Source organism: Citrobacter sp. R4, assembly GCF_026719175.1.
Lineage (GTDB): Bacteria > Pseudomonadota > Gammaproteobacteria > Enterobacterales > Enterobacteriaceae > Citrobacter_A > Citrobacter_A sedlakii.
This window is the reverse complement of sequence record NZ_JAPPSU010000008.1, coordinates 165,221-189,280: the sequence shown is the minus strand read 5'-3', so window position 1 is coordinate 189,280 and position 24,060 is coordinate 165,221. Positions and strand designations below refer to the sequence as shown.

Annotated in this window: 23 protein-coding genes and 1 other annotated feature; of the genes, 14 read left to right on the top strand and 9 right to left on the bottom strand. The window is 54.2% G+C overall.

Annotation, left to right across the window (positions count from 1 at the left end):
• The first annotated feature begins 219 nt into the window (after positions 1 to 219).
• Positions 220 to 810, top strand: a complete 591-nt coding sequence (gene ribA, locus OOJ60_RS17360; protein ID WP_060571293.1) for a GTP cyclohydrolase II — start codon at positions 220 to 222, stop codon at positions 808 to 810.
• Between the two features lie 85 nt (positions 811 to 895).
• Here ribA and acnA read toward each other — a convergent pair whose 3' ends face one another.
• The 5 genes from acnA to topA form a co-directional block, all read right to left on the bottom strand.
• Complete coding sequence (acnA, locus tag OOJ60_RS17355) at positions 896 to 3,571, bottom strand: aconitate hydratase AcnA (protein ID WP_205612085.1); 2,676 nt, start codon at positions 3,569 to 3,571, stop codon at positions 896 to 898.
• 225 nt (positions 3,572 to 3,796) lie between these two features.
• Positions 3,797 to 3,892, bottom strand: coding sequence for a small membrane protein YmiC (gene ymiC, locus OOJ60_RS17350; RefSeq protein ID WP_131729056.1), 96 nt, complete (start codon positions 3,890 to 3,892; stop codon positions 3,797 to 3,799).
• A gap of 306 nt (positions 3,893 to 4,198) precedes the next feature.
• Positions 4,199 to 4,339 (bottom strand): YmiA family putative membrane protein, encoded by a 141-nt coding sequence (locus tag OOJ60_RS17345; protein ID WP_217997760.1) that lies wholly within the window; start codon positions 4,337 to 4,339, stop codon positions 4,199 to 4,201.
• Positions 4,340 to 4,663: 324 nt separating this feature from the next.
• Positions 4,664 to 5,638, bottom strand: coding sequence for an HTH-type transcriptional regulator CysB (cysB, locus tag OOJ60_RS17340; protein ID WP_042283442.1), 975 nt, complete (start codon positions 5,636 to 5,638; stop codon positions 4,664 to 4,666).
• Positions 5,639 to 5,938: 300 nt separating this feature from the next.
• Positions 5,939 to 8,536 carry a type I DNA topoisomerase gene (gene topA / locus OOJ60_RS17335; RefSeq protein ID WP_181823096.1) on the bottom strand — a complete coding sequence of 866 codons (2,598 nt, stop codon included), beginning with the start codon at positions 8,534 to 8,536 and terminating at the stop codon, positions 5,939 to 5,941.
• 395 nt (positions 8,537 to 8,931) lie between these two features.
• On the opposite strand from topA, the gene OOJ60_RS17330 reads away from it, so the two are divergent.
• Positions 8,932 to 9,183: a YciN family protein gene (locus tag OOJ60_RS17330; RefSeq protein ID WP_042283446.1), complete on the top strand. Its 252-nt coding sequence runs from the start codon at positions 8,932 to 8,934 to the stop codon at positions 9,181 to 9,183.
• A gap of 76 nt (positions 9,184 to 9,259) precedes the next feature.
• Here the strand turns inward: OOJ60_RS17330 and sohB are convergent, their stop codons facing one another.
• The gene (gene sohB / locus OOJ60_RS17325) at positions 9,260 to 10,306 is read right to left on the bottom strand and encodes a protease SohB (protein ID WP_060571296.1); all 1,047 of its coding nucleotides are present in this window, start codon (positions 10,304 to 10,306) and stop codon (positions 9,260 to 9,262) included.
• Positions 10,307 to 10,520: 214 nt separating this feature from the next.
• Here sohB and OOJ60_RS17320 point away from each other — a divergent pair, with 214 nt between their 5' ends.
• Together OOJ60_RS17320 and cobO are read left to right on the top strand one after the other, a co-directional pair.
• Positions 10,521 to 11,282 carry a YciK family oxidoreductase gene (locus tag OOJ60_RS17320; protein WP_060571297.1) on the top strand — a complete coding sequence of 254 codons (762 nt, stop codon included), beginning with the start codon at positions 10,521 to 10,523 and terminating at the stop codon, positions 11,280 to 11,282.
• Positions 11,279 to 11,869, top strand: a complete 591-nt coding sequence (cobO, locus tag OOJ60_RS17315; protein WP_060571298.1) for a cob(I)yrinic acid a,c-diamide adenosyltransferase — start codon at positions 11,279 to 11,281, stop codon at positions 11,867 to 11,869. The genes OOJ60_RS17320 and cobO overlap by 4 nt, the downstream gene beginning before the upstream one ends.
• Positions 11,870 to 11,920: 51 nt before the next feature.
• Here the strand turns inward: cobO and rluB are convergent, their stop codons facing one another.
• The 3 genes from rluB to rnm form a co-directional block, all read right to left on the bottom strand.
• On the bottom strand, positions 11,921 to 12,796 hold the full coding sequence (rluB, locus tag OOJ60_RS17310) for a 23S rRNA pseudouridine(2605) synthase RluB (RefSeq protein WP_042283455.1): 876 nt from the start codon (positions 12,794 to 12,796) through the stop codon (positions 11,921 to 11,923).
• Between the two features lie 100 nt (positions 12,797 to 12,896).
• Positions 12,897 to 13,517 (bottom strand): L-threonylcarbamoyladenylate synthase, encoded by a 621-nt coding sequence (locus OOJ60_RS17305; RefSeq protein ID WP_042283457.1) that lies wholly within the window; start codon positions 13,515 to 13,517, stop codon positions 12,897 to 12,899.
• Positions 13,514 to 14,395, bottom strand: coding sequence for an RNase RNM (rnm, locus tag OOJ60_RS17300; RefSeq protein ID WP_042283459.1), 882 nt, complete (start codon positions 14,393 to 14,395; stop codon positions 13,514 to 13,516). The genes OOJ60_RS17305 and rnm overlap by 4 nt, the downstream gene beginning before the upstream one ends.
• A 138-nt stretch (positions 14,396 to 14,533) precedes the next feature.
• Between rnm and trpL the strand changes: the two genes are divergently transcribed.
• The 10 genes from trpL to OOJ60_RS17255 all read left to right on the top strand — a co-directional run bounded on the left by trpL (position 14,534) and on the right by OOJ60_RS17255 (position 24,002).
• On the top strand, positions 14,534 to 14,578 hold the full coding sequence (gene trpL, locus OOJ60_RS24870) for a trp operon leader peptide (RefSeq protein ID WP_120714939.1): 45 nt from the start codon (positions 14,534 to 14,536) through the stop codon (positions 14,576 to 14,578).
• Positions 14,555 to 14,649, top strand: a sequence feature (Trp leader region). Its footprint overlaps the gene before it by 24 nt.
• 23 nt (positions 14,650 to 14,672) lie before the next feature.
• On the top strand, positions 14,673 to 16,235 hold the full coding sequence (gene trpE / locus OOJ60_RS17295; RefSeq protein ID WP_205612087.1) for an anthranilate synthase component I: 1,563 nt from the start codon (positions 14,673 to 14,675) through the stop codon (positions 16,233 to 16,235).
• Complete coding sequence (trpD, locus tag OOJ60_RS17290; protein WP_060571302.1) at positions 16,235 to 17,830, top strand: bifunctional anthranilate synthase glutamate amidotransferase component TrpG/anthranilate phosphoribosyltransferase TrpD; 1,596 nt, start codon at positions 16,235 to 16,237, stop codon at positions 17,828 to 17,830. Before trpE ends, trpD begins: the two co-directional genes overlap by 1 nt.
• 3 nt (positions 17,831 to 17,833) lie before the next feature.
• Entirely contained in the window at positions 17,834 to 19,192 is a 1,359-nt protein-coding gene (gene trpCF, locus OOJ60_RS17285; protein WP_060571453.1) for a bifunctional indole-3-glycerol-phosphate synthase TrpC/phosphoribosylanthranilate isomerase TrpF, read from the top strand.
• Between the two features lie 10 nt (positions 19,193 to 19,202).
• Entirely contained in the window at positions 19,203 to 20,396 is a 1,194-nt protein-coding gene (gene trpB, locus OOJ60_RS17280; protein WP_199957676.1) for a tryptophan synthase subunit beta, read from the top strand.
• On the top strand, positions 20,396 to 21,202 hold the full coding sequence (gene trpA, locus OOJ60_RS17275; protein ID WP_205612088.1) for a tryptophan synthase subunit alpha: 807 nt from the start codon (positions 20,396 to 20,398) through the stop codon (positions 21,200 to 21,202). The genes trpB and trpA overlap by 1 nt, the downstream gene beginning before the upstream one ends.
• A gap of 568 nt (positions 21,203 to 21,770) precedes the next feature.
• Positions 21,771 to 21,953 (top strand): general stress protein, encoded by a 183-nt coding sequence (locus OOJ60_RS17270; RefSeq protein WP_205612089.1) that lies wholly within the window; start codon positions 21,771 to 21,773, stop codon positions 21,951 to 21,953.
• Positions 21,954 to 22,036: 83 nt separating this feature from the next.
• The gene (locus tag OOJ60_RS17265) at positions 22,037 to 22,537 is read left to right on the top strand and encodes a YciE/YciF ferroxidase family protein (protein ID WP_042283474.1); all 501 of its coding nucleotides are present in this window, start codon (positions 22,037 to 22,039) and stop codon (positions 22,535 to 22,537) included.
• 60 nt (positions 22,538 to 22,597) lie between these two features.
• A complete protein-coding gene (locus tag OOJ60_RS17260; protein WP_205612090.1) occupies positions 22,598 to 23,104 on the top strand; it encodes a ferritin-like domain-containing protein in 507 nt (168 codons plus the stop codon).
• Between the two features lie 19 nt (positions 23,105 to 23,123).
• A complete protein-coding gene (locus OOJ60_RS17255) occupies positions 23,124 to 24,002 on the top strand; it encodes a manganese catalase family protein (RefSeq protein ID WP_042283479.1) in 879 nt (292 codons plus the stop codon).
• The last annotated feature ends 58 nt before the right edge of the window (positions 24,003 to 24,060 follow it).

Sequence of the window (24,060 nt, the reverse complement as noted above, 5' to 3'; positions counted from 1 at the left end):
AAATGGCGAAGAAACGGTCTAAATAGGCTGATTCAAGGCATTTACGGGAGAAAAAATCGGCTCAAACATGAAGAAATGAAATGACTGAGTCAGCCGAGAAGAATTTCCCCGCTTATTCGCACCTTCCTTAGGTGAACGCCGTCGCCTTATGGCAAAATAAACGCATAAGCCAACAGGCAACGGCACGCCATTACGTGCCAGCATTATCTGGAGAAACACATGCAGCTTAAACGAGTGGCAGAAGCCAAACTGCCAACCCCATGGGGCGATTTCCTGATGGTGGGTTTTGAAGAACTGGCAACCGGACACGATCACGTAGCGTTAGTATATGGTGATATTTCAGGCCAGACGCCGGTTCTGGCGCGTGTCCATTCAGAATGCCTGACAGGCGATGCTCTGTTCAGTCTGCGCTGCGACTGTGGTTTCCAGCTGGAAGCGGCGTTGGCGCATATTGCGGAAGAAGGCCGTGGGATCCTCCTTTATCACCGTCAGGAAGGACGTAATATTGGTTTGCTGAATAAAATTCGCGCCTATGCGCTGCAGGATCAGGGCTATGACACCGTAGAAGCCAACCACCAGTTGGGCTTTGCCGCCGACGAACGTGATTTCACCCTTTGTGCGGATATGTTCAAGCTGCTTGGCGTCGATGAGGTTCGTCTGCTCACCAATAACCCGAAGAAAGTGGAAATCCTCACCGAAGCGGGAATCAATATTGTGGAACGCGTACCGCTGATCGTGGGGCGTAACCCGAATAATGCCCATTATCTGGACACCAAAGCTGCCAAGATGGGACATTTGCTGGATAAATAACCCGATGCGTTGTCACTGCCTTGCGGGTAGCCGCTGGTGATGCACATTGAAAAAGCCTGCACGTCACATGCAGGCTTTTGATTTTTTACATCAGCATGTTACGAATAACATAATGCAAGATGCCGTCGTTCTGGTAGTAGGTTAACTCGGTGGCGGTATCGATACGGCAGCGACACGGTATGACTTCTTGTTTACCGTCCGGACGCGTGAGCGACACTGGCACCGTAGCGCCCGGTTTCAGGTTCTGCAGATCAGAGATGTCGATCGCCTCTTCCCCAGTCAGTCCCAGGGTCTTACGCGTGACGCCCTGCGGGAATTCCAGCGGCAGAATCCCCATCCCGATCAGGTTAGAACGGTGAATTCGCTCGAAGGACTCAGCGATCACCACGCGGATCCCCAGCAAACGCGGCCCCTTCGCCGCCCAGTCACGGCTGGATCCGGAACCATACTCTTTACCTGCAATCACCGCCAACGGCGTGTTCTCTTTTTGATACAGCATCGCCGCATCATAGATAGACATCACATTCGTTCCAGGCAGATGCCGCGTCATTCCGCCTTCCACCCCGGGCACCATTTCATTGCGGATACGAATATTGGCAAACGTGCCGCGCATCATCACTTCATGGTTTCCGCGTCGCGATCCGTAGGAGTTGAAGTCTTTCCGCTCAACCCCATGGCTTTGCAGATAACGACCTGCCGGGCTGTCCGCTTTAATGCTTCCCGCCGGGGAAATATGGTCAGTGGTCACGGAATCGCCGAGCATGGCCAGAATCCGTGCGCCGTGAATGTCGGTGACCGGCGCCGGTTCCGCCAGCATCTCGTCAAAGAAGGGCGAGAGCCGGATATAGGTAGAGTCATCCTGCCAGCCGTAGGTGTCAGAGCGTTCGACAGGGATCCCCTTCCACTCTTCCGTTCCTTCAAACACTTCCGCATACTCTTTACGGAACATTTCCGAGGACACCAGCTCCACCGCACGAGCGATTTCCTGCGCCGACGGCCAGATATCTTTCAGATACACCGGATCGCCTTTGCGATCGTGACCCAGCGGATCGGTAGCAAGATTGATATTCATATTGCCCGCCAATGCGTAAGCCACCACCAGCGGCGGCGAGGCCAGCCAGTTGGTCTTCACCAGCGGATGGATACGCCCTTCAAAGTTACGGTTGCCGGAAAGCACAGCGCCTACGGTTAAATCGCCTTGCTTGATGGCCGTTTCGATAGGCTCCGGCAGCGGCCCCGAGTTACCGATGCAGGTCGTACAGCCGTACCCCACCAGATTAAAACCCAGCTCGTCCAGATACGGCGTCAGTTTCGCCTTCGCCAGATAATCCGACACCACTTTCGACCCGGGCGCCAGCGACGCTTTTACCCACGGCTGGCGTTTCAACCCCAGCGTAACCGCTTTTTTCGCCAACAGGCCGGCGGCCATCAGCACGCTCGGGTTGGAGGTGTTAGTACAGGAAGTGATCGCTGAAATGACCACCGCGCCGTCCGGTAACTGATATTGCTGACCGTTCAGCACATATTCGACTGGCTTGCGGTCTTTTTGCGCGGTGTTCAGTTCCAGCTCGCTGCTGGCGGCAAACGCTTTTGGAACATCGCCGAGAGCGACACGATCCTGAGGCCGTTTCGGCCCGGCAAGGCTGGCTTCCACGTCGTTCATATCCAGCGACAGCGTGCTAGTGAATACCGGCTCGTCGCCAGGATTACGCCACATGCCCTGCGCCCTGGCGTATTTCTCTACCAGCTCAACCTGATCTTCCGTCCGACCGCTCAGACGCATGTAGTCAAGCGTGACGGCATCAATCGGGAAGAAGCCGCAGGTGGCGCCATATTCTGGAGACATGTTGGCGATGGTGGCGCGGTCCGCCAGCGGCAGGGAATCCAGACCGTCGCCGTAGAATTCGACAAATTTACCGACCACGCCGTGTTTACGCAGCATCTGCGTGACGGTTAACACCAGGTCGGTCGCCGTGATCCCTTCACGCAGTTTGCCGGTGAGCTTAAAGCCCACGACATCCGGGATCAGCATCGACACAGGCTGTCCGAGCATCGCGGCTTCGGCTTCGATACCCCCGACGCCCCAACCGAGCACGCCGAGACCGTTGATCATGGTGGTGTGGGAATCCGTACCGACCAGCGTATCCGGATAAGCGACCCATTCACCGTTTTGCAGCTCGCTCCAGACCGCTTTGCCGAGATACTCCAGGTTCACCTGATGGCAGATCCCCGTTCCCGGCGGCACCACGCTGAAGCGGCTAAACGCCTGTTGCCCCCACTTGAGGAACATATAGCGTTCATGGTTACGCTCCATTTCAAGGCGCACGTTTTCTTCAAATGCGTCATCGTCGCCGAAATGGTCAACGGTGACGGAGTGGTCAATCACCAGATCGACAGGCGACAGCGGATTCACTTTCGCGGTATCGCCGCCAAGGCGTTTAACCGCTTCGCGCATTGCCGCGAGATCCACGACGGCGGGCACGCCGGTGAAATCCTGCATCAGCACGCGAGCCGGACGATAAGCAATTTCGCGGTCAGCATGGGCATTTTTCAGCCAACCTGCCAGCGCCTGGATATCTTCTTCGGTAACAGAATCACCATCCTGCCAGCGCAGCAGGTTTTCCAGCAAAACTTTGAGCGACTTGGGCAGACGGGTGATATCGCCCAGTGATTTTGCAGCCAGCGGCAGACTGTAATAATGGTAGGTTTTGTCTTTGGCCTGCAACGTGTCCTTACTGGCTTCTCGTAGGGTTGACGACATAGCTCCTCCTTTATGACGGGGTTGCGATGCCCTGAATCTCCTCAGGGTGAATATTAAAGATAACACAAACAAGCTGTAACGTTTTGATAACAACCCAAATGGATAAAAGAGGAGAAACCTTGCAGAGAGGCGACGTTGCAGAAAACAAAAACCTCGCCGCAGCGAGGTTTATGGCCATGATCGAACAGGGATGCCAGATAGCGTTTAGCGTCTCTGGCGTTATCGTTAACGGGCAACGATCCAGATCAGTTCAGCCCAGAAGAGCAGCGATACAGAAAATGCGCCCATCCAGGACCAGTATTTCATGTTTGAAGTAAGCATAGGCTACACCAACTTTTATCTGACACGTTATGTTGAGTCATTCTCAACGTCTTATTGCTGTGGTGTAAAAGAAAAGGCATTGCGCCTGTTAATAGCGTGCTTAAAATTGCGCGCTAATTAAGAATGGTGTCGATTATTGTTTTCGTTTATCGTCTTCAGCAAAGGAATCAATAAATGCCTGCTGCTGTTGCGTGAGTTTCCAGTTTTCAGGGCTTGTCTTCACACGCACGCTTTTGCTTTTCCGGGTATTGTCACAAGGCTGACATGTCGGTAGCGATGTGTGTTGCTGTCCGCGAACCCTCATCTTTACCCCCAGGCGTTCCAGATCAGCAGGCCGACGACCAGCCAGAACAGCGCTGAGCCCAGAAAAACCGCAAGCCACGCTTTGCGTTTCAGTTCAGGGTCCCGACGTGGTTCCTGGTTTTCAGACGGCATTGCTAACCTCATACAATCGACATCACTTATCATTCTGGCACCAAACAATCGGTACAATTAATCATCAGATGAGACAAATCCTAATCAAACTTTAGTCAAAAATCCAGTGAATTTACGAATCGTTTGCCGTGAATAAATCAATCTTTTGATCAAAAATAAATAATTGAAATACGAAGTTTGCGGGGCGGGTAATAAGACACTACTTTATGAGGCATTAACCCTGGCAATACCAGGGTTAATAATTCCCGAAATTAAGAATAAAAGAAAAATGTGATTTAATTAAAACTTTCGCTGTTTCTTGCTGATAAAAAATCCCGAAACCAATATCCCGTTTGATTACTTCTCCGGCAGCTTTATATCTTTAAACATGGCTTCAATCTCTTCATTCGAACGTAATGCCACCGCGGTATCAACGACGTCACGCGTCAGGTGTGGCGCAAAGCGTTGAATGAAATCATACATGTAGCTGCGCAGGAAGGTGCTGCGACGGAAACCGATCTTTGTCGTGCTGTGGCTAAAGACATCATGCGCGTCGACGCGCACGAGATCCGGGTCGGAAACCGGATCTACCGCCATGCTGGCAATCACCCCAACGCCCAGCCCCAGACGAACGTAGGTTTTAATGACGTCGGCATCGGTGGCAGTAAAGACGATCCGTGGCGTCAGCCCCGCCCGGTTAAATGCGGTATCCAGCTCGGAGCGTCCGGTAAAGCCGAAGGTATAGGTGACAAGCGGATACTGCGCCAGCTCTTCAATCGAGACCGAAGCTTTATTCGCCAGCGGGTGTTCAGGCGTCACCACAATCGAACGGTTCCAGTGATAGCAAGGCAGCATCACCAGATCGTCATACAGATGGAGGGCTTCGGTAGCGATGGCGAAATCGGCATTACCTTTAGAGACGGCTTCCGCAATCTGAGTCGGCGATCCCTGATGCATATGCAGCGATACGCGTGGATAACGCTCGATAAACCCTTTTATCACCCCGGGTAGCGCGTAGCGTGCCTGGGTATGGGTGGTGGCGATATAGAGCGAGCCTTTATCCGGCCAGGTATGTTCACCGGCAACCGACTTGATGGCGTCAACCTTCGAGAGCACTTCACGTGCGATGCGGATAATTTCCTGCCCCGCTGGCGTCACTTGGGTCAGATGCTTGCCGCTACGGGCAAAAATCTGGATGCCCAGCTCGTCTTCCAGCATCCGCACCTGCTTACTGATACCCGGTTGTGAAGTATAAAGTCCTTCCGCAGTTGAAGAGACGTTCAGGTTGTGATTAACCACCTCAACAATGTAGCGAAGCTGCTGTAATTTCATGTTAAACCATCCAGATTAGCGCCATCAGGTCATCGTCTTTACGCAGCGACACGCACTGCTAATACGATTTAATAATAAAAAAGCCGTTAACTATAACCACTATATCATTTATAGCATTGGTGTATAGACAGGAAGAAAAATTAATAAGAAAGGAATAAAAAAACAGGGTCGCAAACACGACCCTGTTATAGATGGCTGTCCCGGAGGTTTATCCGTTGCGCAGCTGCGTAACAAACCTGTGGAACGTGACCCGCTTGCAAGCCCGGTAAACAGCAGCGCTACCGGGCAATTAACAGGGAATTACTTCTTCCCTTCAACCCATTTACCGTCAACGAAGAACGCAGACCAGCCGGTCGCCTTCCCGTCTTTTTCCGCCGCAACATACTGCTGCCTGGTTTTGCGGCTAAAGCGTACCAGCGTTTTGTTGCCTTCCGGATCCTGCTGCGGCGCGTCGGCCAGATAGCGCAGTTTTTCCGGCAGGCGATCGCGGAAACGGTACAACTCTTCCACCAGCGGCGCGCGCGTTTCGCGGGATTTCGGGAACGTATTGGCAGCAAGGAAAACCCCGGCCGCGCCGTCACGCAACACAAAATACGCATCCGACTTTTCACACGGTAGTTCAGGCAGCGGAACCGGATCTTCTTTCGGCGGCGCCACTTCACCATTACGCAGAATTTTACGCGTATTCTTACACTCATCGTTGGTGCAGGCCATGTACTTACCAAAACGCCCCATCTTCAGGTGCATTTCGGAACCACATTTCTCACACTCGACGATCGGGCCGTCATAGCCTTTGATGCGGAACTCGCCCTCTTCAATCTCATAGCCGTCGCAGGTCGGGTTGTTACCGCAGACGTGCAGCTTACGCTTCGGATCGATCAGGTAGCTGTCCATCGCCGTGCCGCACTTCTTACAGCGACGTTTGGCGCGTAACGCATTCGTTTCCGCGTCGTCGCCTTCCAGCACGTTCAGCACTTCGTTTTCCGGCACCAGGTTAATGGTCGTTTTGCAGCGCTCTTTCGGTGACAGCGCGTAACCGGAGCAGCCGAGGAACACGCCAGTACTGGCCGTACGGATCCCCATTTTGCGGCCACAGGTCGGGCAGTCGATGCTGGTCAACACCATCTGGTTCGGACGCATACCCCCTTCTTCCGGATCTTTCTCCGCTTTGTCTAACTGCTGAGTAAAATCACTGAAGAAGTGGTCCAGCACCGCTTTCCATTCCGCTTCATGGTTAGCCACCTGATCCAGGCTGTCTTCCATTTGCGCGGTAAAGTCGTAGTTCATCAGTTCGCGGAAGTTTTCTTCCAGACGATCGGTAACGATTTCACCCATTTTTTCCGCGTAGAAACGGCGGTTTTCAACGCGCACATAGCCGCGATCCTGAATGGTTGAAATGATTGACGCATACGTAGAAGGACGACCAATACCGCGTTTTTCCAGCTCTTTAACCAACGAGGCTTCGCTAAAGCGGGCCGGTGGCTTAGTAAAATGCTGTGCCGGAACCAGTTCAACCAGAGACAATTCGTCACCTTTGTTCACCGCTGGCAACGTACGGTCTTCATCACCTTTACGCAGCGCCGGCATCACTTTTGTCCAGCCGTCGAAGCGCAGGATACGTCCACGCGCTTTCAGGCGGAAGTCACCGGCGCCGACGGTCAGCGTGGTGGAATCATACTGGGCTGGCGTCATTTGACAGGCGACAAACTGACGCCAGATCAGCTGATACAGCTTCTGCGCGTCAGATTCCATATCCTTCAGCGTGTCGGCCAGAACCGACACATCGGAAGGACGAATCGCTTCATGCGCTTCCTGTGAGTTTTCTTTACTGGCGTACTGATTCGGTTTCTCAGGCAGATATTTGTTGCCAAAGTTGTCGCTGATATAACCGCGAACCATGTTCACCGCGTCCTGGCTCAGGTTGGTAGAGTCAGTACGCATGTAGGTGATGTAGCCTGCTTCATACAGGCGCTGGGCCATCATCATGGTTTTCTTCACCCCAAAGCCCAGACGGGTACTTGCCGCCTGTTGCAGGGTGGAGGTGATAAACGGCGCGCCGGGTTTACTGCTGGTCGGTTTGTCTTCACGTTCGAGAACGGTATAACGCGCTTTTTCCAGCAGGCTAACCGCGGCATGCGTCTGCTCACGGTTAACCGGGCGGAATGGTTTGTCGCTCTGGTGAGTCACCTGTAACGGTAGCGCATCGCCGGATGGCGTGTTGGTGTTGGCGTCGATCTCCCAGAACTCTTCCGGAACAAACGCTTTGATTTCGCGTTCACGCTCGACAACCAGACGCACTGCGACAGACTGTACGCGACCGGCAGAAAGACCGCGGGCGATCTTTTTCCACAACAGCGGGGACACCATATACCCCACCACGCGGTCCATAAAGCGACGCGCCTGCTGGGCATTAACACGATCGATGTTCAGTTCGCCGGGCTTCTCAAACGCCTGACGAATCGCATTTTTGGTAATTTCGTTAAACACCACGCGACTGTAGCGCGCGTCGTCGCCACCGATAACTTCCCGCAGGTGCCAGGCAATGGCTTCCCCTTCGCGGTCAAGGTCGGTTGCGAGATAGATGTGGTCGGCTTTTTCAGCCAGTTGTTTTAATTCAGAGACGACCTTCTCTTTACCAGGCAGCACTTCGTAATGCGCGTCCCAGTTGTGCCACGGGTCAACGCCCATGCGATTGACGAGCGCGCCACGTTCATCCTTTTTAGGCTTCTTAGCCGTTTTGGTGGAGGTAGAGTCGGCGCTCTTTTTAGCTGCTGAGCCACTGGTCGGCAAATCACGGATATGACCCACGCTGGACTTAACCACGTAGTCACTACCCAGATACTTGTTGATCGTTTTGGCTTTTGCCGGGGACTCAACGATGACAAGAGCTTTACCCATATTCACCTTTACCTAATTTGATTCTTCCAGGAATGCGTCGCACGTTGATTCACCTTCCACTGGCGAAGAGACACGGATATGGTCCCTGCGTCTGCGGATATCAACCCCTTGTACTGACTCTGTGCACTAAATAGTCAGGTGACTGAGTTAACAGGTTTTTTCGCACATAAGCGCTATAGCACGACGGAATTTCGGTCGAATGTCAAGCAAATCTGTTGCCAGATTGACGAAAGCGTCACACTGTACCTGATAAAATTCGTTACGCAACTTTATTAGCATGCAAAACCAAAACTCGCCAGTCAGCGAAGGTTGACAAGACCCTGGACTTTATCAGCGAATATTTGCCCATAAGCGGCGCCCGGCGTAGACTAATGTTCTTGTTTAAGGAGTAAAAAATGCATAAAGAGACGCAACCGATCGATCGCGAAACGCTGCTGAAAGAAGCCAATAAAATCATTCGTGAGCATGAGGACACGCTGGCGGGGATTGAAGCCACCGGCGTAACGCAGCGAAATGGCGTGTTAGTCTTCAGCGGGGAGTATTTTTTAGACGAACAAGGCTTACCGACGCCGAAAAGCACCGCCGTGTTTAATATGTTTAAACATCTGGCCCATGTGCTTTCTGAGAAATATCACCTGATTGATTAACCCTGGCGCAGTGCGGCCGGTTGGCGCTGCGCATATCGCCATTCAGGGCGAAACAGCGCCAGCCGGTACGGGATGTTTACATCAGGGGTTTTTGTCCGCGCTGCCACCAGCGCATCAGTAAGCGGTCAGCGCTTTCCGCCGCGCTGCCGGTGAAACGGTCCATTAGCTTTTTGCGTTGCAGATAGCGCACGTTCAGCACGTCGCGTCCTTCCATCAGGTTCAGGATCACGTCATCGCTGGTATTGATTTCATCAATAAGCCCCTTCTCCAGCGCCTGCTCACCGTACCAGTGCTCACCGGTGGCCACCTGTTCAATGTCCAGAGTCGGACGCATACGATGGACAAACGCCTTAAACAACTGGTGTGTTTCGTTTAAGTCTTCACGGAATTTCTGTCGCCCTTCTTCGGTGTTTTCTCCTAACAGCGTCAGGGTGCGCTTATACTGCCCCGCGGTGTGCAGTTCAATATCAATGTCTTTGCTTTTCAGAAAACGGTTAAAGTTAGGGATCTGCGCGACCACCCCAATAGATCCTATGATGGCAAACGGCGCAGAGACGATCCTGTCCGCCACGCAGGCCATCATATAGCCGCCGCTTGCTGCCACTTTGTCGACCGCGATCGTCAACGGGATGTTTTTATCGCGCAAACGCTGTAATTGCGACGCGGCCAGGCCGTAGCCGTGCACCACGCCGCCAGGGCTTTCCAGGCGCAAAACCACCTGATCCTGCGGTTTTACCACTGCCAGCACCGCCGTCACCTCTTCACGCAAGGCGTTAACTTCGTGAGCATCCATACTGCCTTTGAAATCAAGCACCCAAACGCGCGGCTTGTCGGTGTCCCGCGTTTCGCCTTGTTTTGCTCTCGCCTTTGCCGCTTTCGCTTCCTGCTTGCGCTTTTTCTTTTGCGCTTTATGCCACAGCTTTTGCTGATGACCGTCGAGCAGCGCCATCGCCAGGTCATCCTTCATCTCCTGATACTGCTCGCTGAGATTGGTCACCCGCAATTCGCCACGCTGACGTTTGCGCTGGGCAACGTTCACAATAATGGCGGCAATAGCGGCGACAGCAACAACAATGGTGATGATTTTGGCAAGAAATAGCCCATATTCAGACAACAATTCCACACGACCCACCTTGGTTAAATAACTTTGCTTCGGCTCAGTGTACAACAGGCGTCATGCGTCGTCTCGTTGGATGTCGCGAGGGAAAAAAGTATGACAAAGTGTTCATTTTAAGGCGTTATCGCCCCAGGCTGATTGAATTATGGCGGAGATTCAGGCATAAACCCGAAAAGTCAACGAGAAGCAGAGCGGCCACGCATGTCGCCGAGGAGTAGCCATGCATTATCAACCCAAACACGATCTTCTTCAGGGCCGCATTATTCTGGTCACCGGGGCCAGCGATGGCATTGGCCGTGAAGCCGCCCTGACCTACGCCCGTTTCGGCGCAAGCGTTATCCTGCTTGGCCGCAATGAGGAGAAATTACGCCACGTCGCAGGCCTGATTGCCACTGAAACGGGCAGCCAGCCGCAGTGGTTCACGCTCGATCTGTTAACCTGTACCGCCGCAGACTGTCACCAGCTTGCACAGCGCATTGCCGGACAGTATCCGCGACTGGATGGTGTGCTGCATAACGCGGGATTGTTGGGAGACATCTGTCCCATGAGCGAACAGGACCCACAGGTCTGGCAGCAGGTTATGCAGGTCAATGTCAACGCGACGTTTATGCTCACCCAGGCGTTGCTTCCTTTATTACTCAAGTCGGATTCCGGATCGCTGGTTTTCACCTCGTCCAGCGTGGGCCGCCAGGGACGAGCGAACTGGGGGGCCTATGCCACGTCCAAATTCGCCACCGAAGGGATGATGCAGGTGCTGGCTGATGAATATCAAAACCGTTCCCTGCGCGTTAACTGCATCAATCCTGGCGGTACCCGCACCGGCATGCGCGCCAGCGCTTTCCCGACGGAAGATCCGCAAAAACTCAAAACTCCCGCCGACATTATGCCGCTGTATTTATGGCTGATGGGCGACGACAGCCGTCGTAAAACCGGCATGACCTTCGACGCCCAACCGGGCCGTAAACCAGGAATCGCGCAATGAGTGAAGAACGCTATCAGCAGCGCCAGCAGCGGGTAAAAGACAAAGTTGACGCCCGCGTTGCCCAGGCGCAGGAAGAGCGCGGCATTATTATCGTGTTTACCGGTAATGGTAAGGGGAAAACCACCGCCGCGTTCGGTACGGCAACCCGCGCCGTCGGGCATGGTAAAAAGGTGGGCGTTGTACAGTTTATCAAAGGCACCTGGCCGAATGGCGAACGTAACCTGCTTGAACCTCATGGCGTCGAGTTTCAGGTGATGGCGACCGGGTTTACCTGGGAAACGCAAAACCGCGAATCAGATACCGCCGCCTGTCTGGCGGTATGGGAACACGGTAAGCGGATGCTGGCGGACCCTACGCTGGATATGGTGGTTCTCGACGAACTGACCTATATGGTGGCCTATGATTATCTACCACTGGATGAGGTGATTACGGCGCTGAATGACCGACCCCATCAGCAGACGGTGATCATTACCGGGCGCGGCTGTCACCGGGATATTCTCGAACTGGCCGATACCGTCAGCGAACTCCGTCCGGTGAAGCATGCCTTCGAAGCGGGCGTCAAAGCTCAGATGGGTATTGATTACTAGGTAAAGGAACCGGAAGGCGACGTAGACGCCCTCCGGCATAGCAACAGGCAATCAGCCGTTATTGTTCCGTCCACCTGAACGACGACCGCCGCTCATTTGGCTATGACGCTTCACCGCACGACGAATCTGATTGGCCTTCATGCGACGACGGTCTTTTTCTACCGCCACTTTTGAAGTGGTTTCCGGCGGCAGTTCTACCAGCTCACGCAGATAGTTTGTTTGCGCCAGATCCAGCTCGGTCCAGCCGCCACGCGGCAGACCTTTTGGCAGCGGAATATCGCCGTAGCGTACGCGGATAAGACGGCTTACCTGCACACCCACCGCTTCCCACAGGCGGCGCACTTCACGGTTGCGTCCTTCAGTCAGGGTGACGTTATACCACTGGTTAATGCCTTCGCCCCCGCTGAACTTGATGGTTTTGAACGCTGCCGGACCGTCTTCCAACTGAACGCCACGACTGAGATCGCGAATTTTCGCGTCATCGATCTGGCCAAAGACGCGGACCGCATATTCACGCTCGACTTCACGGCTCGGGTGCATCAAACGGTTCGCCAGTTCACCGTCGGTCGTAAACAGCAGCAAACCGCAGGTGTTCACGTCCAGTCGTCCTACCGCAATCCAGCGCGCGCCGCGCAGCTTGGGTAAACGGTCGAACACGGTCGGACGCCCTTCCGGATCGTTGCGGGTACAGAGTTCGCCTTCCGGCTTGTAGTAAGCCAGCACACGGCAGATTTGTTCCGCGGACTCTTTTACCGAAATCAGGTGCCCATCGATACGGATCTTCAAACCCGGGGTGACGTCAACGCGATCGCCAAGCGTCGCGATCTTGCCGTCAACACTCACGCGGCCTGCTTCGATAATGGATTCGATTTCACGGCGAGAGCCGTGGCCGGCGCGCGCCAGCACTTTTTGTAACTTTTCGCTCATAGAGCTTCCTTCAGGTGTCGCCTTCACAGGCGTCGAACAGGAGAATTAACGGCGCCGTTAAGCGCCATTTAAAGGCCGCGTAGTATACAGAGTTGCGACCTTATAAGAAAGGTTTAACGTCTCCAACCCCTTCACGCAACACCACGGGCGCATCGTCGGTTAAATCAATCACCGTGGTCGGCTGCTGTCCCAGATAACCGCCGTGAATAATCAGGTCCACCTGTTTTTCGAGGCGGTCTTTGATCTCTTCCGGATCGGACTCGGTAAATTCGCTGCCAGGCAGCATCAACGAGGTAGAGAGCATCGGCTCGCCGAGCGCCTCCAGCAGCTCAAGTGCGATGGGGTTCGACGGCACGCGCAAACCGATGGTTTTGCGTTTTTCCTGCAGCAGGCGCCGCGGCACCTCTTTCGTTCCTTTCAGAATAAAGGTGTAGTTCCCCGGCGTGTTGTTCTTGATCAGGCGAAACGCCACGTTATCGACAAACGAATAGGTCGACAATTCCGACAGGTCGCGACACATCAGGGTAAAGTTATGGCCGTCCGGCAGTTGGCGAATTCGGCAAATGCGTTCCATCGCCCCTTTGTCTTCAATTTTACAACCAAGCGCGTAGCCGGAATCGGTAGGATAAACAATCACCCCGCCTTTGCGGACAATTTCAACGGCCTGATTAATCAGGCGCTGCTGCGGGTTATCAGGATGAATATAAAAAAACTGACTCATACTTCCCTCACTGTGGTGTTCTGTGGCTGTTCCCACAACTGCCAGACGCCTTCCACGCCAGCCGGCAGCCAGAGCTTACGTCCCAGCTCTATCCACGGGCACGGCTGATGAAAATCAGACCCTTGCGATGCCCATAGCTGATGCTGACGGGCAAGGGTGGCCAGTTGCGTTCGCTCGTTGGGAGACTGTTGACACTGCGCAACCTCCATCGCGTCGCCGCGATGGTCAGCAAAATGCGCCACCAGTCTTTTCAGCCACTTGGCGCTAAGGTTATACCGCCCCGGATGAGCCAGCACCGCCTTACCGCCGGAATGATGAATGACATCAATAGCTTGTTCTATTGTACACCACTGCGGCGGAACGTATCCGGTTTTCCCTCGCGCAAGATACTTTTTGAAGACATCGGCCATGGTCGTCGCTTTGCCGCACTCCACGAGGAAGCGGGCAAAATGCCCCCGAGTCACCGCGCCACCGTCAGCAAGGCGCAGCGCCCCTTCCCATGCGCCGGGAATGTGGGCTTTCTCCAGACGCTCGGCAATGCGCTTTGCCCGCTGCTGACGGCGTTCGGTTTGTTCCGCCAGAAACGCGCACATCGCCGGGTGGGCGATGTCAATATTCAGGCCAACAATATGGATCTCATGATTCTCCCACAGCGTGGAGATCTCAACGCCGGGGATCAGGGTCAGCGGCAGGGCTGATCGTGAAATTTCTTCGCTTGCCGCCGGGATCGCGGCTGTGGTGTCATGGTCGGTAATCGCCAGCGTGCCAACGCGCATCTCGACAGCCCGGTGGACTAATTCTTCCGGCGTCAATCGTCCGTCGGACGCCGTGGTATGGCTGTGCAGATCGTAAATCACTGCGTAATTCGTGTCGCTCAAGGCGAACTCCCGTCTTCATATAAATGGACTTGCCTGCGCATCATAACGGTTTCAGCAAATTAATTGAAATCAGGTATTGACAATATGCCATCGAACTAGTTAACTAGTACGAAAGTTCACTTTGAAAAGGGTATCACAATGCAAGCATGCTTCATTCTTCACGGTTGGTGGCGCACTTCCTGACTTCGGGCAGTGTACTTGTGCATACTAACCGCACCCAGATACCCGGCCCGCCTGCAAGCGGGCTTTTTTTTGAGCAAAATTAATGAGAACAACAATGCAGACATCAAAACCTACACTTGAGCTGATTACCTGCGACGCCGCGTACCGCGAGAACCCCACGGCGTTGTTTCATCAGGTTTGCGGCAACCGGTCAGCGACGCTGCTGCTGGAATCCGCCGATATTGACAGCAAAAACGATTTAAAAAGCCTGCTACTGGTTGACAGCGCGCTACGCATCACCGCAATGGGTGACACTGTCACGTTACAGGCATTATCCGCGAACGGCGCTGCGTTGCTGAACCTGATAGATACCGCCCTGCCCGCAGGCGTGGAGAATGCCCCGCTGCCGGATGGCCGCCTGCTTCGCTTCCCTTCCGTCAGCCCCTTACTCGATGAAGACGCCAGGCTGTGCTCACTGTCGGTCTTTGACGCGTTTCGCATTCTGCAGACGCTGGTGACCGTTCCGGCAGAAGAACGCGAAGCCATGTTCTTCGGCGGCCTCTTTGCTTACGATCTGGTCGCGGGGTTTGAAGATTTACCGCAGCTTGAGGCAAATAACCGCTGCCCGGACTACTGCTTCTATCTGGCGGAAACACTGATGGTGATCGACCATCAGAAAAAGAGCACCCGCATTCAGGCCAGCCTGTTCACCAGCGATGACAACGAACGGCAGCGGCTTAACGCGCGTCTGGCGCATCTGAGCCAGCAGCTCAACGAACCCGCGCCGCCGTTACCTGTGGTCTCCGTGGCGCAAATGCGCTGCGAGTGTAATCAGAGCGATGAAGAATTTGGCGCCGTGGTGCGCACGATGCAAAAAGCCATTCGCGCTGGCGAAATTTTCCAGGTCGTGCCCTCCCGTCGTTTTTCGCTGCCCTGCCCGTCGCCGCTGGCAGCCTACTACGTGCTGAAGAAAAGCAACCCCAGCCCGTATATGTTCTTTATGCAGGACAATGATTTCACCCTGTTTGGCGCCTCACCTGAAAGCTCACTGAAATATGACGCTACCAGTCGTCAGATTGAAATTTACCCGATTGCCGGTACACGTCCGCGTGGCCGTCGCGCTGACGGTTCGCTGGACCGCGACCTCGACAGCCGTATTGAGCTTGAAATGCGCACCGATCATAAAGAGCTTTCCGAACACCTGATGCTGGTGGATCTGGCGCGTAATGACCTCGCTCGCATTTGTACGCCGGGCAGCCGCTATGTTGCCGACCTGACTAAAGTCGATCGCTATTCATACGTGATGCACCTGGTTTCCCGCGTCGTCGGCGAGCTACGCCGCGATCTCGACGTGCTGCATGCGTATCGCGCCTGTATGAACATGGGTACCCTGAGCGGCGCGCCGAAGGTACGGGCCATGCAGCTGATTGCCGACGCCGAGGGACAGAGACGCGGCAGCTACGGCGGCGCCGTAGGCTATTTTACCGCTCACGGCGATCTGGATACCTGCATCGTGATTCGTTCGGCCCTGGTTGAAGACGGGATCGCCACCGTGCAGGCGGGTGCCGGCATCGTGCTGGATTCGGTTCCGCAGTCTGAAGCCGATGAAACCCGTAATAAAGCGCGCGCGGTTCTGCGTGCCATCGCGACCGCGCATCACGCACAGGAGACGTTCTGATGGCTGATATTCTGCTGCTCGATAACATTGATTCATTTACCTATAACCTGGCAGATCAGCTGCGTACCAACGGCCATAACGTAGTGATTTACCGTAACCATATCCCGGCTCAGACCCTGATTGACCGCCTCGCCACCATGAAAAATCCGGTGCTGATGCTCTCTCCGGGGCCGGGCGCGCCGAGCGAAGCGGGCTGCATGCCAGAACTGCTGACGCGTCTGCGCGGTAAACTGCCGATCATTGGCATCTGCCTTGGGCATCAGGCGATTGTGGAAGCCTACGGCGGCTATGTCGGTCAGGCCGGTGAGATTCTTCACGGTAAAGCGTCGAGCATTGAGCACGACGGGCAGGCAATGTTTGCCGGTCTGAGCAACCCGCTGCCAGTGGCGCGCTACCATTCGCTGGTGGGCAGTAATGTCCCGGCGGGGCTGACCATTAACGCGCATTTTAACGGCATGGTGATGGCGGTCCGTCACGATGCTGACCGGGTCTGCGGTTTTCAGTTCCACCCGGAGTCGATCCTCACCACCCAGGGCGCGTTGCTGCTCGAACAAACGTTGGCCTGGGCGCAACAGAAGTTGGAGCCAACCAATACGCTGCAGCCTGTTCTGGAAAAACTGTATCAGGCGCAAACCCTGAGCCAGCAGGAAAGCCATCAGCTTTTCTCTGCGGTCGTCCGCGGTGAACTGAAACCAGAACAGCTGGCGGCGGCGCTGGTCAGTATGAAAATTCGCGGCGAACATCCGCTGGAGATTGCCGGCGCGGCCACAGCCCTGCTGGAAAACGCCGCCCCGTTCCCGCGCCCGAACTATCCGTTCGCGGATATCGTGGGGACCGGCGGCGACGGTAGCAACAGCATTAATATTTCTACGGCCAGCGCGTTTGTCGCGGCGGCATGTGGCCTGAAAGTCGCTAAACACGGCAACCGCAGCGTATCCAGTAAATCCGGGTCGTCGGATCTGCTGGCCGCTTTCGGCATCAACCTCGACATGAATGCCGACAAATCGCGTCAGGCGCTGGACGAGCTCGGCGTCTGCTTTCTGTTCGCGCCGAAATACCACACCGGTTTCCGCCATGCAATGCCGGTACGCCAGCAGTTGAAAACCCGTACGCTGTTTAACGTGCTCGGCCCGCTGATTAACCCGGCGCATCCGCCCCTGGCGCTGATCGGCGTCTACAGCGCGGAACTGGTGCTGCCGATCGCCGAAACGCTGCGCGTGTTGGGTTATCAGCGCGCGGCGGTGGTGCACAGCGGCGGCATGGACGAAGTGTCCCTGCATGCGCCGACGATTGTGGCGGAACTCCATGACGGCGAAATCAAAAGTTATCAGCTCACCGCGGAAGACTTCGGCCTGACGCCGTACCATCAGGAACAGCTGGCGGGGGGAACGCCGGAAGAAAACCGTGACATTCTGACACGCTTGCTACAAGGTAAAGGCGAAGCCGCGCACGAGGCTGCTGTCGCCGCAAATGTCGCGATGCTGATGCGACTGCATGGTGAAGAAGATCTGAAAGCTAATGCGCAAACTGTACTGAACGTTCTGCGCAGTGGTTCCGCTTATGACCGAGTCACCGCACTGGCGGCAAGAGGGTAAATGATGCAAACCGTTTTAGCGAAAATCGTCGCAGACAAGGCGATTTGGGTAGAAGCCCGCAAACAACAACAGCCGCTGGAGACATTCCAACAGGATGTCCAGCCGAGCACGCGTCATTTCTACGACGCGTTACAGGGGGCGCGCACAGCCTTTATTCTGGAATGTAAAAAGGCCTCTCCGTCGAAGGGCGTGATCCGCGACGATTTTGATCCGGCGCGCATTGCCGATGTGTACAAGCACTATGCGTCGGCGATTTCCGTCCTCACTGACGAGAAATATTTCCAGGGCAGCTTCGATTTCCTGCCGCTCGTCAGCCAGGTCGCGCCGCAGCCGATTCTGTGCAAAGACTTTATCATCGATCCGTACCAGATCTACCTTGCGCGCCACTATCAGGCCGACGCCTGCCTGCTGATGCTGTCGGTACTCGATGATGAACAGTATCGCCAGCTTGCCGCCGTCGCCCACAGCCTGAAAATGGGGGTGCTGACGGAAGTGAGCAACGAAGAAGAACTGGAGCGCGCTATTGCGCTCGGGGCGAAAGTGGTCGGCATTAATAACCGCGATCTGCGCGATCTGTCGATTGATTTAAACCGTACTCGCCAGCTTGCGCCGAAACTGGGTCACGGCGTGACGGTCATCAGCGAATCAGGTATCAACACCTACGGTCAGGTCCGCGAGCTCAGCCACTTTGCTAACGGTTTTCTGATTGGCTCTGCGTTAATGGCATATGACGATCTCAACGCCGCTGTGCGTCGCGTCCTGCTGGGGGAAAATAAAGTCTGCGGGCTGACGCGCCCGGAAGATGCGAAAACGGCTTATGAGTCGGGCGCGATCTACGGCGGGCTGATTTTCGTTCCTACCTCTCCCCGCTTCGTCACCGACGAACAGGCACAGCAGGTGAAAGCCGCCGCGCCGTTGCAGTATGTGGGCGTGTTCCGCAACGCTGAAATCGCCGACGTTTGCGACAAAGCGAGTCGACTGATGCTGGCTGCCGTCCAGTTGCATGGCGGCGAAGACCAGGCTTACGTTGATGCGCTACGCGCCGCGCTGCCTGCACAGGTGCAGATCTGGAAGGCGCTGAGCGTTGGCGAAACGCTCCCGGCGCGGGATTATCGGTCTGTCGACAAATACGTGCTGGATAACGGCCAGGGCGGCAGCGGCCAGCGTTTCGACTGGTCGCTATTGCAGGGACAGGCGCTGGATAACGTTCTGTTAGCAGGTGGGCTTGGCGCAGATAACTGCGTCGAGGCCGCGAAAGCCGGCTGCGCCGGTCTCGATTTCAATTCAGGTGTAGAGTCACAGCCGGGCATCAAAGATGCACGCCTTCTGGCATCGGTATTTTCGACACTGCGCGCATATTAAGGAAAAGGACATGACAACATTACTTAATCCCTATTTTGGTGAATTTGGCGGCATGTACGTGCCGCAGATACTGATGCCCGCGCTGCGCCAACTGGAAGAGGCGTTCGTCAGCGCGCAGAAAGACCCGGCGTTTCAGGCCCAGTTTACCGACCTGCTGAAAAACTATGCGGGTCGTCCCACCGCGCTGACGAAGTGCCAGAACATTACGGCGGGCACCCGCACCACGCTGTATCTGAAGCGCGAGGATTTGCTGCACGGCGGCGCGCATAAAACCAACCAGGTATTAGGCCAGGCGCTACTGGCAAAGCGAATGGGCAAAACCGAGATCATCGCGGAAACCGGCGCCGGACAGCATGGCGTTGCGTCGGCGCTGGCCAGCGCGTTGCTCGGCCTGAAATGCCGTATCTACATGGGCGCGAAGGACGTTGAGCGCCAGTCGCCCAACGTGTTTCGTATGCGTCTGATGGGTGCTGAGGTCATTCCCGTTCACAGCGGTTCCGCGACGCTGAAAGATGCCTGTAATGAGGCGCTGCGCGACTGGTCTGGCAGCTACGAATCCGCCCACTATATGCTCGGCACTGCGGCAGGCCCGCATCCTTTCCCGACCATTGTACGCGAATTCCAGCGCATGATCGGTGAAGAAACCAAAGCGCAAATCCTTGAAAAAGAAGGTCGTTTGCCGGACGCCGTTATAGCCTGCGTTGGTGGCGGATCCAACGCTATCGGGATGTTTGCTGACTTTATTAATGAAACCAGCGTCGGGTTGATTGGCGTTGAACCAGGCGGTCACGGGATAGAAACAGGCGAACATGGCGCCCCGCTTAAGCATGGCCGCGTCGGGATTTACTTCGGTATGAAAGCGCCAATGATGCAGACTGAAGAGGGTCAAATCGAAGAGTCTTACTCAATTTCCGCGGGTCTGGATTTCCCGTCGGTGGGGCCGCAGCACGCTTATCTGAACAGCACCGGGCGTGCCGATTATGTGTCGATTACCGACGACGAAGCGCTGGATGCGTTCAAAACGCTGTGCCGTCATGAAGGGATTATCCCGGCGCTGGAATCCTCCCACGCATTGGCCCATGCGCTGAAAATGATGCGTGAGAACCCGGAGAAAGAGCAACTGTTGGTGGTAAACCTCTCCGGACGCGGCGACAAAGACATCTTTACGGTACACGATATTCTGAAAGCGCGAGGGGAAATCTGATGGAACGCTACGAAACGCTGTTTGCACAACTGAACGATCGCAAGGAAGGCGCCTTTGTCCCCTTCGTGACTCTCGGCGACCCCGGCGTGGAACAGTCGCTCAGCATTATCGATACCCTGATAGAGGCTGGCGCTGACGCGCTGGAGCTGGGGATCCCTTTCTCCGATCCGTTAGCCGATGGCCCGACTATTCAGAGCGCAACCCTGCGCGCTTTTGCCGCAGGCGTTACGCCAGGCCAGTGTTTTGAGATGCTGGCGGCCATTCGCGCTAAGCATCCAACGATCCCGATTGGTCTGCTGATGTACGCGAATCTGGTATTCAGTAAGGGCATTGATGAATTTTATGCGCAGTGTGAAAAGGTCGGCGTGGATTCGGTACTGGTTGCCGATGTGCCGGTAGAAGAATCCGCCCCCTTCCGTCAGGCTGCGCTACGCCACAATGTCGCGCCAATTTTCATCTGCCCGCCCAATGCGGACGATGACCTGCTGCGCCAGATTGCCTCCTACGGTCGCGCCTACACTTACCTGGTGTCTCGCGCAGGGGTGACCGGGGCCGAGAACCGGGCGGCGCTGCCATTGCACCATCTGGTAGAAAAGCTGAAGGAATATCACGCTGCGCCTTCCCTGCAAGGTTTCGGTATCTCGGCGCCGGAACAAGTATCCGCCGCCATTGACGCCGGTGCGGCAGGTGCGATTTCGGGTTCAGCGATTGTAAAAATCATCGAGAAAAATATCGACACTCCTGAGCAGATGCTCTGCGAACTAAAAACCTTCGTCAGCGATATGAAAGCGGCCACCCGCCGTTAACACATCACAGGCCGCCAGATTCATGCTGGCGGCCTGCTCCGTTGCGTGACGTCAACGCACTCAAGCCATGAACAGGTTTCCATAACTTTTCCTTCAGTCTGCTGTAATAGCATGATTTTTTGGTTGTTTACGCCTCCCGTCTGCTGCCTGCAGCCGCGTTTATACGACCTGCACCCTCAAAAAATCTGCATCATTAGAAAATTTTCCTTCATGGATTTTGAACACCCACGGTTTGCCAGGATTAATCCTAAAGCCCTGAGCCCAGACAACGCTTAAACGTCAGTTAGCCGCAGTTAACGTAAGTTTATGTCAGCATTACGTTTATCATTAACATAACCACACATTATGGTAACGTACGTTATTAGTTGAAAGGTTAACGATATGTCGCTAAGCCACTCATTTTTAACGGGCTACTATTAAATAATTAATATCGCAGCAAAATTATTTTCACCGCAACCTGAACAGCCGCTTAAATTTGACTATCTGCTGATAGCGACTAATTTTAGAAGAGTGACGACAACGGTCACAAATTAACATTTATATATATTAACGAAACAGGAGAAATAACATGACCGAACATCGTGGTGGTTCAGGAAATTTCGCCGAAGATCGTGAAAAAGCATCAGAAGCAGGCCGCAAAGGCGGTCAGCATAGCGGCGGGAATTTTAAAAACGACCCGCAACGTGCTTCTGAAGCAGGTAAAAAAGGTGGCCAGAATAGCCACGGCGGAAATAAATCCGACAAATCATGATTTAATTGTTTCCACAACAACATGATTTCTCGAAGCATGCTGCGAGTCTTCGGGCTCGCAGTATTAATCTTAGGAGAATACCAATGAATATGAAGACTGTTGAAGACGTTTTTATCCATCTACTTTCAGACACCTACAGCGCAGAAAAACAATTGACTCGTGCTCTGTCGAAATTATCCAGAGCCGCCTCTAACGAAAAATTAATCCAGGCGTTTCAGGCTCACCTTGAAGAAACGCAGGGTCAGATTGAGCGTATCGATCAGGTCGTTGAATCTGAAGCCGGTATTAAAGTGAAGCGCATGAAGTGCGTGGCGATGGAAGGCCTGATTGAAGAAGCGAATGAGGTCATTGAAAGCACTGAGAAAAACGAAGTGCGTGACGCCGCCCTGATTGCTGCTGCGCAAAAAGTTGAACACTACGAAATTGCAAGCTACGGCACTCTGGTAACGCTTGCCGAACAACTGGGCTATACCAAAGCCGTCAAACTGCTTAAAGAAACGCTGGAAGAAGAAAAAGCCACTGATTTAAAACTTACCGATTTAGCAATTGGTAATGTGAATAAAAAAGCCGGAAATAAATCCTGATAAATTTATTTCCTGTTTTTAACCCACACTGCTTTTAATTATTTTCTGAGGACATAACCAATGAATGCGATTGAACATTATCATGACTGGCTTCGTGACGCCCATGCTATGGAAAAACAAGCCGAATCGATGCTCGAATCAATGGCGAGCCGCATCGATAATTACCCTGACTTGCGTGCAAGAATTGAACAACATATTAGCGAAACCAAGCATCAAATTACGGTTCTTGAAGGTATTCTCGACCGCAATAATATTTCCCGCTCGGTTATCAAAGATTCAATGAGTAAAATGGCCGCGCTTGGTCAGTCTATCGGCGGTATGTTCCCTTCCGACGAGATCGTGAAAGGGTCAATTAGCGGCTACGTTTTTGAGCAATTCGAAATTGCCTGCTATACCTCCCTGCTCGCAGCTGCGCAAAAAGCAGGCGATACCGCGTCTGTTCCTGCCATTGAATCCATCCTTAATGAGGAAAAACAAATGGCTGACTGGCTGATTAAACATATTCCTGACACAACAGAACAATTCCTGCTGCGCTCTGAAGCAGACGGCGTAGAAGCGAAAAAATAAATTATTATCAGGAGGCAGAATGTTTCGACACGTTAAACAACTTCAATATACGGTGCGAGTCAGTGAGCCTAATCCTGGTTTAGCAAATCTTTTGCTGGAGCAATTTGGCGGCCCTCAGGGCGAACTGGCTGCTGCATGTCGTTACTTTACCCAGGGGCTGGGTGATGATGATGCAGGACGCAAAGAGATGCTGATGGACATAGCGACCGAGGAACTGAGCCATCTGGAAATCATCGGTTCGCTGGTAGGCATGCTGAATAAAGGCGCAAAGGGCGCGCTGGCTGAAGGTACGGAAAACGAAGCCGAGCTGTATCGTTCCCTTACCGCTAACGGCAACGATAGCCACATTACTTCCCTGCTCTATGGCGGCGGCCCTGCCCTGACCAACTCCGCAGGCGTGCCGTGGACAGCGGCTTATATCGACACAATCGGCGAAGTGACCGCCGATCTGCGATCCAACATCGCCGCTGAAGCACGGGCAAAAATTATTTACGAGCGGCTGATTAACGTTACAGACGATCCCGGCGTTAAAGACGCGCTGGCGTTTCTGATGACCCGTGAAGCTGCGCACCAGTTGTCGTTTGAAAAGGCGCTGTACTCAATTCGCAATAACTTCCCGCCGGGTAAATTGCCGCCTGTGGAGCAGTACACCAACGTGTACTACAACATGTCTCAGGGCGACGATCCGCGCGGTAGCTGGAACAGTGACGAGAACTTTGAATATGTTGCCGAACCGATGCCAGCCGTTGACGGCGGTGACGGTCTGGCTACCGTCAAACTGACGAAACAGCAGCAAACGCTGTTAAAAGCGATGGCGGAAAGAACCAAGTCCGATCCGTCGGCTGACCCGCTCACCGGTGCAGAACTCGGTCAAGGCGAGCCGCAGGAAAAGCAGTAATAGCGTGAAGAAATAATTCCGTGTGTGTCATGTCCTTATTGACCCCGTAAATACGGGG